The 10,777-nt window shown below is 49.3% G+C and carries 11 protein-coding genes; 6 read left to right on the plus strand and 5 right to left on the minus strand.

The features are described 5' to 3' along the window. The first annotated feature begins 118 nt into the window (after nucleotides 1–118). On the plus strand, nucleotides 119–2,821 hold the full coding sequence (ppc, locus tag HMPREF9370_RS10460) for a phosphoenolpyruvate carboxylase (protein WP_009117478.1): 2,703 nt from the start codon (nucleotides 119–121) through the stop codon (nucleotides 2,819–2,821). 86 nt (nucleotides 2,822–2,907) lie between these two features. Here the strand turns inward: ppc and HMPREF9370_RS12340 are convergent, their stop codons facing one another. From HMPREF9370_RS12340 to HMPREF9370_RS12610, 3 genes are read right to left on the minus strand one after another with little or no spacing between them, the layout of a single operon-like run. Then, the gene (locus HMPREF9370_RS12340; RefSeq protein ID WP_009117479.1) at nucleotides 2,908–3,177 is read right to left on the minus strand and encodes a type 2 periplasmic-binding domain-containing protein; all 270 of its coding nucleotides are present in this window, start codon (nucleotides 3,175–3,177) and stop codon (nucleotides 2,908–2,910) included. Next, on the minus strand, nucleotides 3,178–3,615 hold the full coding sequence (locus tag HMPREF9370_RS12345) for a LysR substrate-binding domain-containing protein (RefSeq protein ID WP_256998683.1): 438 nt from the start codon (nucleotides 3,613–3,615) through the stop codon (nucleotides 3,178–3,180). After that, nucleotides 3,569–3,904 carry a LysR family transcriptional regulator gene (locus HMPREF9370_RS12610; protein ID WP_182073227.1) on the minus strand — a complete coding sequence of 112 codons (336 nt, stop codon included), beginning with the start codon at nucleotides 3,902–3,904 and terminating at the stop codon, nucleotides 3,569–3,571. Before HMPREF9370_RS12610 ends, HMPREF9370_RS12345 begins: the two co-directional genes overlap by 47 nt. A 266-nt stretch (nucleotides 3,905–4,170) precedes the next feature. Between HMPREF9370_RS12610 and HMPREF9370_RS11675 the strand changes: the two genes are divergently transcribed. Continuing rightward, the gene (locus HMPREF9370_RS11675) at nucleotides 4,171–4,536 is read left to right on the plus strand and encodes a hypothetical protein (RefSeq protein ID WP_156793001.1); all 366 of its coding nucleotides are present in this window, start codon (nucleotides 4,171–4,173) and stop codon (nucleotides 4,534–4,536) included. A gap of 86 nt (nucleotides 4,537–4,622) precedes the next feature. On the opposite strand, the gene HMPREF9370_RS10475 is transcribed toward HMPREF9370_RS11675, so the two are convergent. Continuing rightward, nucleotides 4,623–6,395, minus strand: coding sequence for a M10 family metallopeptidase C-terminal domain-containing protein (locus HMPREF9370_RS10475; protein ID WP_009117482.1), 1,773 nt, complete (start codon nucleotides 6,393–6,395; stop codon nucleotides 4,623–4,625). Nucleotides 6,396–6,765: 370 nt separating this feature from the next. On the opposite strand from HMPREF9370_RS10475, the gene HMPREF9370_RS10480 reads away from it, so the two are divergent. Both HMPREF9370_RS10480 and metK read left to right on the plus strand, forming a co-directional pair. Further along, a complete protein-coding gene (locus HMPREF9370_RS10480; protein WP_040667665.1) occupies nucleotides 6,766–7,641 on the plus strand; it encodes a lysophospholipid acyltransferase family protein in 876 nt (291 codons plus the stop codon). 233 nt (nucleotides 7,642–7,874) lie between these two features. Further along, nucleotides 7,875–9,044, plus strand: coding sequence for a methionine adenosyltransferase (gene metK, locus HMPREF9370_RS10485; RefSeq protein WP_040667191.1), 1,170 nt, complete (start codon nucleotides 7,875–7,877; stop codon nucleotides 9,042–9,044). A gap of 83 nt (nucleotides 9,045–9,127) precedes the next feature. Here the strand turns inward: metK and HMPREF9370_RS10490 are convergent, their stop codons facing one another. Then, nucleotides 9,128–9,466 carry a hypothetical protein gene (locus tag HMPREF9370_RS10490; protein ID WP_009117485.1) on the minus strand — a complete coding sequence of 113 codons (339 nt, stop codon included), beginning with the start codon at nucleotides 9,464–9,466 and terminating at the stop codon, nucleotides 9,128–9,130. A 756-nt stretch (nucleotides 9,467–10,222) separates the two neighbouring features. On the opposite strand from HMPREF9370_RS10490, the gene HMPREF9370_RS12125 reads away from it, so the two are divergent. Both HMPREF9370_RS12125 and HMPREF9370_RS10495 read left to right on the plus strand, forming a co-directional pair. Continuing rightward, on the plus strand, nucleotides 10,223–10,429 hold the full coding sequence (locus tag HMPREF9370_RS12125; protein ID WP_156793002.1) for a hypothetical protein: 207 nt from the start codon (nucleotides 10,223–10,225) through the stop codon (nucleotides 10,427–10,429). Nucleotides 10,430–10,520: 91 nt separating this feature from the next. Further along, nucleotides 10,521–10,700, plus strand: a complete 180-nt coding sequence (locus HMPREF9370_RS10495) for a hypothetical protein (protein ID WP_009117488.1) — start codon at nucleotides 10,521–10,523, stop codon at nucleotides 10,698–10,700. Nucleotides 10,701–10,777: the final 77 nt, after the last annotated feature.

Genomic DNA, 10,777 nt, shown 5'->3' on the forward strand with positions numbered 1-10,777 from the left:
GGCATTTATTCACGCCTCATTTGACTACATCTCACTACATTGCTAACAATACTTATCTTTCTCTATTTTTCAGACAGGCATCCGCCTACGTTCGAGCTTCACATCATAAAGGCACACCATGCAATTTCATCAAATCAACAATCCGAAAGACGCCCCGCTGGCCGAAGACGCCGCATTTTTAGGCCAAGCACTTATCCGCATGCTGGAAAACGAAACCAGCGAAGCCGTAATTTCCGTGGTCAAACAGCTTGCCGAAAGCCAAGACAGCACCCACATCATCGCCGCCGCGCTGCCCAATCTCAACGCCAAGCAAACCCAAAACCTGATTATCGCGTGCAGCCTGTTTTCCCAAATGCTCAATATCGCCGAAGATGTGCACCACCAGCGCCGACGCCGCGCTTACGAACAAAGCAGCAGCCAACATGCCGAAGGCAGCGTATCCGGTTTGATTGAAAAGCTCAAAAATGTCGGTATTGATGAAGCAACCCTGCAAAACCAGCTCGAGCAAACCACCGTAGCCGCCGTGTTAACCGCCCACCCGACCGAAGTTCAGCGGCAGGCCACCTTGAATTTCCACCGCCGCATACGCGCGCTCTTACCTTTGCGCGAACAATGTATCGGCCAAGACGAATTAAACAGCCTCCAGCGCGAAATCGAAACCGTGTTGTTGGCTTTGTGGCAAACCAGCGAAACCCGCCATTACAAAATCACCGTAGAAAATGAAATCAACAACGGCGTATCCATTTTCCCGCTCAGCTTCTTTCAGGCCGTGCCACAGCTCTACCGCAGCATGCAGCAAACTTTTCAGACAGGCTTTCCTGAAATCAAGCTGCCCGATTTACTGCACATCGGCGGCTGGATAGGCGGCGACCGTGACGGCAACCCGTTTGTTTCCGCCAAAACCCTGCGCCACGCCTTCAAGCAGCACGCCGACGCCGTGTTCCACTACTACCGCAAACAGCTTGGCGAACTCTTCGCCGACCTGCCTTTATCTACCCGCCGCGTGCAGGTCAGCAACGCCGTATTGTCGCTCTCCGAACAATCGCCCGACACCGAAATCGCCCATTTTGAAGAACCCTACCGCCGCGCCATCGCGCTGATTTCCTCGCGCATCGTCGCCACCGGCCATGCTCTCGGCCTCACGCTCGGCTGCCGCTGGGGCTTAGGCGAACCTTATGCTAACGCAGAAGCATTTATCAGCGATTTACGCACTTTGCAGCAATCCCTGTTCGACAACGGCAGCCGCCTGCTGGCCGAAGCGCGTATTGCCGATTTGATACGCGCCGCCTCCGTGTTCCGCTTCCATTTAATGCCGCTCGATTTGCGCCAACATGCCGCCAAACACGGCGAAGTCGTGGCCGAACTGTTCCGCCACGCCGGTTTGGAAGCCTACGAATCGCTGGGCGAAGCTGAAAAACAAACCGTTTTGCTGCGCGAGCTGCACACCCAGCGCCCGCTTTACAACCCCTATGTTGCCTACAGCGAACACACGCAGCACGAGTTGGATATTTTTCACGAAGCCCGCCGCGTGAAAAATGAATTCGGCGAGCAGGCCATCTGCCAAAGCATCATTTCCAACTGCGAGCAGCCCAGCGACCTACTCGCCCTCGCCCTGATTCTGAAAGAAAGCGGCCTGCTCTCCATCAAAGAAGGGCTGCCTGAAAGCCGCCTCAACATCGTGCCGCTGTTTGAAACCATCGAAGCACTACAAAACGCCACCCGCGTGATGGACACCCTGTTTTCCCTGCCGTGGTACCAAGCCTTGCTCAAAAGCCGCGGCCATATCCAAGAAATCATGCTCGGCTATTCCGACAGCAATAAAGACGGCGGCTATGTTACCAGCTCATGGTGCCTCTATCAGGCCGAGCAGGAATTGGTCGAACTCTTCCGCCGCCATAACGTACGCTTACGCCTGTTCCACGGGCGCGGCGGCAGCGTCGGGCGCGGCGGCGGCCCCTCTTACCAAGCCATTCTCGCCCAACCTGCCGGCAGCGTGGCCGGCCGCATCCGCATCACCGAGCAAGGCGAAGTCATCACTGCCAAATACGCCGACCCGGCCAACGCCTGCCGCAACCTCGAAACCCTGGTCAGCGCCACACTGGAAGCCAGCCTGCTGCCCTATGCCGGCGGCGAACCCGACCCGCAGCTGATGCAGGCGCTTTCAGAACACGCGTTCAACCACTACCGCGCCCTCATCACCCATCCCGATTTTATCGACTATTTCCTGCAAACCAGCCCGATTCAGGAAATCGCCACCCTGAATCTCGGCAGCCGCCCCGCCAGCCGCAAAACATTGGCGCGCATTCAAGATTTGCGCGCCATTCCCTGGGTATTCTCCTGGACGCAAAACCGCCTGATGCTCCCCGCCTGGTACGGCTTCGGCACCGCCGTGGCAACACTTTGCCGAGAAGCCGGCAAGCTCGAAGCCTTGCAGGAACACGCCCGCAACAACGCCTTTTTCCGCGCCATGCTTTCCAACATGGAACAAGTGATGGCCAAAACCGACCTGACCATCGCAGAAAACTACACCACCTTGAGCAACCGCCCCGAAGCCACCCGCGCCTTATTTGACATGATCAAACAAGAATACCAAGCCAGCCGAGAAGCCCTGCTCAAAATCCTGCAGACTGACGGGCTGCTCAGCGAAAACCGCAGCCTAGCCCGCTCCCTCGCCTTGCGCATTCCTTACCTGAACGCACTCAACAGCCTGCAAGTGCTGCTGTTAAAAGAACTGCGCCGCTCGCCGGAAAATCAGGATCTCCTCAAACTCGTCCACCTCACCATCAACGGCGTGGCACAAGGATTGCGCAATACGGGTTAAGCGCCGAATTGCTTTCCCAATCAAAATGCCTGTCTGAAAAGTTTTCAGACAGGCATTCTGCAACTCGCCCCCCATAAAACAACACGCTATTTACCATACCAATTTATTAAGGAATCTACTAAACGGATATCCGGAATATAGCCGCTTAAAAAATCCGCAAATTGTCGAATAACCGATTCCTTTCTCGAATCTTCAGGCATTACCAAATAATAAGCATCTCCCGTTTGCACAGCCATTTTTATCGGAACGGCGAGCTGTCGCGCTTGAATCAGTTTGGCGCATAAAGTCAAATCCCCAATGCCCAGCCCATGCCCTGCAGCGGCAGCCGATGCGGCTTGCTCCAATGTGTCGAACACTTACCCCGGCAAGCCGGATATTTCTTTTGTATAGCCAGTGACCGCTTGCCATCGTTTCCAATCCCTTCTATTCGGCGAAGGGTGGATAACATCGTGTTTATCCAAGTCAATCGAACCGTCTTTTTCCAATATGTTTGGCGAACAAATAGGTACCAGCCACTCGTCGAAAAGCTTGATGCCACTCATGCCTTCCTCAAAATTTCCGTTTGATAAAAGAATCGCGCAATCAAAAGGCTCCGAAGAAAAATCCACAAAATCCGTATTCATCCAAACGCTTGAAGCATGAATATGGGGTTGTTTTTCTAACTTTTTATATTCTTTCAAGCAACTAATTAACCAAGACATCATTAAGCTTGTCGGCACTTTCAGCCTCACAACAGAGCGATTCTCTTCAAATAACCGGCATGAGCCTTCTAAGTTTGAAAGCGCTTTGCAAATCGCGGGCTAAGATTTTGCCGTGGTTTGTCACGGTTAGCTTGTGGCCCTTTCTGACAAAAAGCAGGCATCCGAAATGACTTTCAAGGGTTTTTATGTGCTTGCTCACTGCACTTTGAGTAATGTGCAACTCTTGTGCCGCCAGTGTGAAAGATTCCAGGTGAACAGCCCGTTCAAAAGCTCGGAGAGCGTATGAAGTTCGTGATTGGTATGTTGGACATTGTGTACAGCATCGGCAGTTTTCTTCCGCAGTAGCGCCGGCATGATGCCTGCCTGAATCCCCTATTTTCATCTAACCAAGCAGGTAAAAGTTCAAAAATCTAAACCAACTTTACCCGCCACAAAATTTATTGACTTTGCATAAACAACACAATCCACCTAAGCCACTGATATAGAAAGATTTGCAGCTATCTGCCGTCTATTTACCGCATTTATTGAAAATTACGGAAAACTGTTCAAATTATCCCCTCATTAACGCCTGTTTACGCCAAAGCGGTTAGCATGAAAACCGCTGCAACCCGCAGCTTATATTTTTTTAAAAACAGAGAGAGATTGAATATGAAAAAATTAGTTGTATTAGCATCATCGTTATTGGTTTCAGGCAGCTTGTTGGCTGCACCGGACACACCTAACCTGCCTACGCCTGACCAGCCTACTTCTTTGCCTTCAACTCCAGCAGCTCCAGGGGCTCCAACGGCTGCGCCTACTAACCCAACTTCTCCCGTGCCTTCGGCTCTGCCTGCCGACGCAGAAACCAGCTCTGCGGTTGACAAAGAAGTGAAAGATGAGAAAAAGGCAAAAACCACTAAAGCCAAAAAGAAAAGCGCTAAAAAGCAAAAAGCCCAGAAAAAGAAAAAAAATCTGAGCAAATCATCTAAAGCGCCGCAACACGAAGCTGCGCCCGCCACTTCCGACCAACTTTAATCCAACTAACGAAAATGCCTGTCTGAAACATTTTTCAGACAGGCATTGTTTATTGATTCATAAAGACAACCGAAAATCCCGGCAGCTTAAACTATCGCGGCATTGGTCACCAAATCTTCTACTTTCAAATCAGCTGAAGCATTTTGAATGGTAATGCTGTTTTGGTAAGTTTGACCATCTTTCACGCCGGTAAAGCTCAATACACCGGTAGAAGCATTCCAGTTCAGTTTGGAAGAATCGTTCAAATCGGTAAACACGATTTTGTCGTAACCGCGGGTAAAATCGGTAATCACATCTTTACCGCTGTTGCTGTTGGCCGCAAACACAAACACATCTTTGCCTGCATTACCGGTGAGCGTATCGTTACCGGCGCCGCCGATTAAGATGTCGTTATTGTGACTGCCTACAAGTTTATCGTCGCCGCCTTGCGGGTTGGTGTCGACCAAATCTTTGTAGTTTTCGCGCACATAACGGATCACTTCCTCATCGCTGCTGGAAATACCGTTTGCTCTCAAATAATCACGAATGCCGGCTACGGCATTGTCGTAGCTGCTGCCTTGCACGGTAGTACCGTCACCGGACTTCCAGCTCAAGTGATCAATGTTCAAGCGGTCACCAACCAGAATATCCGAAGAGCTTGAAGCAGCGCGCGTGCCTGCAATGATGGTATCGCTGCCTGCCGCCGCTACGTTGAACGCATCGCCCAGCAGCAAATCGGAATCGTCTACTCCGCCCAACAGCTTGGCAGAGCCGCTCACGCGGTTGTCACCTGCTAAAACTTTGCCTTTGTCTTCCACAAACCTGCCGAACTCCCCCTCCATATGACCCCAGTCATAGCTTACTTTCAGCGTTGATTTGTCGGTTTGTTTGCCGTTGCTCACGGTGTAGGTCACATCCGGCGTTTCATAAACTGTGTATGCGCCGTTGGAAGCAAATTCGTAATCGCCGTTGGCTTTCAGCTGCAAGGTACCGCCGTCAAACTGAATTTTATCGCCCGGCTTGTAATTCATGCCGCCTTCTTTGAAGCTGGTTACACCCAAGTCTCCGAAAGGCTTGCCGCCCAGTGTGCTGCTGGCGTTTTCCAACACATTGCCGCTAACGTCTCCATAAAGCTCATCGCCATCGGTTAGCACGCTTTCGTTATCGGAAGGCACGCGCAATACCAAGCTGGAAGAAGAAGCGGCATAGCCGTTGCTCACTGTAAACGCGATCACCGGCACTTTGGCGCCTGCTTTCAAATCATCCGCTTTTATGGTGTAAGAGCCGTCACGGTTAACCGTAACCTCGCCGAAGTTATCCACTTTCACAGTCTGCCCGCTGGCATAATAAGCGTTGCCCACGAGGAAACCTGCGATATAAGGCTTGTCTGAACCTTCATAATTGTGCAACACGTTGCCGCTGGCTTCACCGTTGCTCAACAAACCGGTGGTATTCAAATCAACCGCCACATTGGCTTTCGCATTGGCTTCAGGATAAGCTTGAGAAACGATTTGCTTATCAAGCGTGATGGCCAATTCAGACTCATCGGTTTGGTCACCGTTTTTCACGGTATAGCGCACCACGGGCATTTTGATCTTTTGAACGCGCTGCCCTTCCACTGAAAAATCATAAATGCCGTTTGCATTCAGCTTGAATGTACCAATACCGAAAATAGAGGCTGTTTCACCTGCTTTGTAGGTCATGCCATTGATGGAATAACTTTCCACCACAGCCGACTCCGCATTGCTTGCGTTGTCCAACACATAACCTACCAGCTTATTGCTGGTTGCCTTAACGGCTTCATCACCATCGGTAAATCTGTTGCCTGCAACATTGGCCGCTTGGTTGCCCGCAGCCAAAATAGTTTGGTTTTCTCTCATATTACATTTTCTCTTATATGTTATTACCTTTAAACAGACCGCTCATAAATCAATTTTTTGCAGTCATATTAAAGACGCTTTTCACACCTCTTTAGTTCATTACAGATTAAAACGGCAATGCTTGTATTGAACCTAATTATTCTCAGATATATCGCTTTATTCTATTTTCATTGATATACATATTCATCATAATTTAGACAAACGGCAGCTATCAGGGGTAAACGCTTAAAGCCAGATAATGTTTTTTCAAAGATCCCAAAGTGCTTTATTCAGACAGGCATCCGATACATCATCAATCAAATAGCCGCTGCTGTTGGGCGCATCCGCCATTTTCCATTACAATCCGCTTTCCATTTCACAAATCCACATTATGCAGAGCCTCGTATTTTTCCTGTTCCGCTGTTTGGCTGCCCTACCGCTTTCCTGGCTGCACCGCTTGGGGGCGCTATTGGGCAATCTGGCATTTTATTTCGACACATCCGACAAGCAGCGCATCCGGGCCAACCTGCAAGCCGCCGGCCTGAGTGCAGACAATGCAACGGTAAAAGCCGTATTGCAGGAAACCGCCAAAGGCGGCTTGGAGCTGCCCGTAGCCTTTTTCAGGCCGCCGGAACACATTGAAACTTTGTTTAAAGCGGTACACGGCTGGGAGCACGTCCAATCCGCATTAAACGCAGGCGAAGGGCTGCTGTTTATCACCCCGCATATCGGCAGCTACGATCTGGCCGGCCGCTACATCAGCCAACAGCTGCCTTTTCCGCTGACCGCCATGTACAAACCGCCGAAAATCAAAGCATTCGATGCCGTGATGCAGGCAGGCCGCGTGCGCGGCAAAGGCAAAACCGCGCCTACCAATATGCAGGGCGTCAAGCAAATCATCAAAGCCCTGCGCGCAGGCGAAGCAACCATCGTTTTGCCCGACCATGTGCCCGCACCCGAAGAAGGCGACGGCGTATGGGCCAAGTTTTTCGGGCGAGATGCCTACACCATGACGCTGGCCGGCAAACTCGCCCAAGTAAAAGGCGTAAAAACCCTGTTTTTCTGCGGCGAAAGGCTGCCGAAAGGCCAAGGTTTCGTGCTGCACATCGAGCCGTTGCAAGACGAACTCAACGGCGACAAAGCTCACGACGCCCAAATCATCAACAACAACGTCGAATACTGGGTTCGCCGCTTCCCCACCCAATACCTGTTTGCCTACAACCGCTACAAACATCCCGCAGGCGCCCCGCAAGCTCCGAATCAATAAGTATGCCTGTCTGAAAACAGTTTTCAGACAGGCATACTTTTCAATTTAAGCGGGTAGTGAATCCGGAGATTAATAATCAGACCATACAAAACAATCAAATTTAACGCGCAAATTGTTTATTTTGCCGCCGGATAAAACCGCCTTTCTGCCCTGTTCTCTGCTATAATTTGCGCCATTTGGTTTCTATCGGCAAACGGAAAATCTGTTTGCCCTTTTGCAGAAAGAATTTCCCAATGAGCGAATATCTATTCACTTCTGAATCCGTTTCCGAAGGCCACCCCGATAAAGTTGCCGACCAAATTTCCGATGCCATTCTCGATGCAATCCTAGCGCAAGACCCTACCGCCCGCGTTGCGGCGGAAACCCTAGTCAACACAGGCTTGTGCATATTGGCAGGCGAGGTAACCACCGCCGCGCATGTCGACTACATCAAAGTCGCCCGCGAAACCATCCAGCGCATCGGCTACAATTCTTCCGAGCTGGGTTTCGATGCCAAAGGCTGCGCCGTGATGATGTGTTACGACCAGCAATCGCCCGATATCGCGCAAGGCGTAAACGAAGGTGAAGGTTTGGATTTGGAACAAGGCGCAGGCGATCAGGGCCTGATGTTCGGCTACGCCTGCGATGAAACCCCAACCCTGATGCCTTTTGCCATTTATTACAGCCACCGCCTGATGCAGCGCCAAAGCGAAGTGCGCCGCGACGGCCGACTGCCGTGGCTACGCCCCGATGCCAAAGCCCAAATCACCTGCGTTTACGACGCTGAAACAGGTAAAGTCAAACGCATCGACACTGTGGTGCTCTCAACCCAACATGATCCGGAAATCGAACATGAAGCATTATGCGAAGCCGTGATGGAGCACATCATCAAACCCGTATTGCCCGCAGAAATGCTCACGCCCGAAACCAAATACCTGATTAACCCGACCGGCCGCTTCGTCATCGGCGGCCCGCAAGGCGATTGCGGCCTAACCGGGCGCAAAATCATTGTGGACAGCTATGGCGGCGCAGCACCGCACGGCGGCGGCGCATTCTCGGGCAAAGACCCGACCAAAGTCGACCGCTCCGCTGCCTATGCCTGTCGCTATGTTGCTAAAAACATTGTTGCCGCAGGCTTGGCCACCCAATGCCAAATCCAAGTTTCCTACGCCATTGGCATCGCTAAACCCACTTCGATTTCTATCGATACCTTCGGCACAGGCAAACTGAATGAAGAAGAATTGATCGCTCTGGTGCGCGAGCATTTCGATTTACGCCCCAAAGGCATTGTGAAGATGCTCGACCTCTTGCGCCCGATTTACAGCAAAACCGCCGCCTACGGCCACTTCGGCCGCGAAGAGCCGGAATTCACTTGGGAACGCACCGATAAAGCCGCCGCATTGAAAGCGGCAGCAGGTTTATAAGCTTCCTGAATCCCTACAACGCGCCAAATAAAATGCCTGTCTGAAAACAGTTCAGACAGGCATTTATAATTACGCTCGATTTTTTATTTCACGATTTCAACCGGGCCGTGGTCATCGCAATGATCACCGTGTTGGTGATGCAAACGACCATTCACGATATAATCGATATGGTCGCCGTGTGGCACGGCTTCGTGACCACAACCTTCACCGTGCACATGGCCGGCACAATCATGCACCGGATGGCAGCCATCGGGATTGGTTTCATTCACTTCCAAAACATGCTCGTCATAATGGCCGTTGTGCTCGTGATGCAAGTGGCCGTCATGCAGATAGTCAACATGATCACCGTGTTTGATAGCGGTGTGCCCGCAATCTTTACCATGTACATGATCATGGTTTTGATGGATTTTACATTCGCTCATAGCAAGCTCCTTTTCTGATTGAGGTGTATGGTATTTATTATCATACACAACCCTTTTTCAGATGTAAACCATTGTTATTACATAACATTACATCAAAACAAGCTGTTTTTTTCCACACTCAATCCTCCGCTGCCAGCCACAAACAGGCCACCCACACCAGCACCGAAATGCTCCACTTCGGCAAAAGCCTGTCCAAAGCTTTATGGATGGTTACTTCTTGTGAGTGAAGCTTTTTCACGTTAGGGCTTTTTATTTCTGCATTTTTTGGAAAATGGTTGTTTTGGGCTTATTCGGTATTTAAAATAAACTTTATTTTTCCGCAGTTTCCTTATGCTCGAGCTTAGTCCGGGTATCTCCTCAAGTTACCGGAACTCAAGATACCCGAATCAAGCCCGATGATGACGGGCGTGTCGACTTTTAAGTTTATTTGCGATATTTCAAGATGGCTTGATACTGGCCAAAAATCCGCGAAAACTTATCTGGTAAAGGATATGAGATTTTCTTGAATGCTGTCTCGGCCTTCAACACCTTATCTAAAACAAGCAAGTGTGTTCCATTTTTTAAAAAATGACATATAAATTAACAATATAATTAACCATATAAAAAAATCAAACAATACTCAACCGTATAAAATATATTTTTTCAAAAAATAATAAACTAGCCAGTTGACTGAAAGTATTCATTACCTGTACTGTAAAAAGCGTAAGGAAACTTACTGATTATTAATTGATTTTCTAGGAATAATTTATAAAAAAGTTGACTTTTAACCAAATTCAAAATGTATCTGGTGGCGGAATGTTTCGTGACCTAGGCGCTATCCTTGGCAGCCGTTTTGGTGTTCTTGGTGGTTTGGCAGGTTATGGTTTTGGTTGGTATATTGAAAATTCAATCAATACAGATATCAATGCTTTAGCAAATGATATTCAAACTAGACTGGATAATGGTGAATATGTCCCAGACTAAAGCTTGAATGTTCGTGTAGGCTGTTTAAAGCAGCCTGCACGTTTTCAAAATATAAATCTAACTAACATAATTAAATTTTAAAGAGGAATTCATGTCTGAACCCGCCAAGAAAAGAGGTTGGGCATCGTTGTTTATTTATGCAGCAACTATTTTATCCGCCTCATCAGTCACACGGTATTATGCTATTGAAGAGCCTACTGCCTCCATTATTATGATTTTTTCGATTTTCTTGGCAGAAAGAATTTATATTTTATATAGAAAATTACAATAACCATACAAAGCTATCTTAAAAAACCAAGTTTAGCTTACAATCAAACAAATGCCTGTCTGAACGTTTTTCAGACAGGC

It is taken from the genome of Neisseria wadsworthii 9715 (assembly GCF_000227765.1).
GTDB classification, from domain to species: Bacteria; Pseudomonadota; Gammaproteobacteria; order Burkholderiales; family Neisseriaceae; genus Neisseria; species Neisseria wadsworthii.

Coding starts and splice junctions, on each gene's coding strand:
- ppc (WP_009117478.1), top strand. CDS start 119: ATGCAATTTCATCAAATCAACAATCCGAAAGACGCCCCGCTGGCCGAA.
- HMPREF9370_RS12610 (WP_182073227.1), bottom strand. CDS start 3,904: ATGAAAATAGGGGATTCAGGCAGGCATCATGCCGGCGCTACTGCGGAA.
- HMPREF9370_RS11675 (WP_156793001.1), top strand. CDS start 4,171: ATGAAAAAATTAGTTGTATTAGCATCATCGTTATTGGTTTCAGGCAGC.
- HMPREF9370_RS10475 (WP_009117482.1), bottom strand. CDS start 6,395: ATGAGAGAAAACCAAACTATTTTGGCTGCGGGCAACCAAGCGGCCAAT.
- HMPREF9370_RS10480 (WP_040667665.1), top strand. CDS start 6,766: ATGCAGAGCCTCGTATTTTTCCTGTTCCGCTGTTTGGCTGCCCTACCG.
- metK (WP_040667191.1), top strand. CDS start 7,875: ATGAGCGAATATCTATTCACTTCTGAATCCGTTTCCGAAGGCCACCCC.
- HMPREF9370_RS10490 (WP_009117485.1), bottom strand. CDS start 9,466: ATGAGCGAATGTAAAATCCATCAAAACCATGATCATGTACATGGTAAA.
- HMPREF9370_RS10495 (WP_009117488.1), top strand. CDS start 10,521: ATGTCTGAACCCGCCAAGAAAAGAGGTTGGGCATCGTTGTTTATTTAT.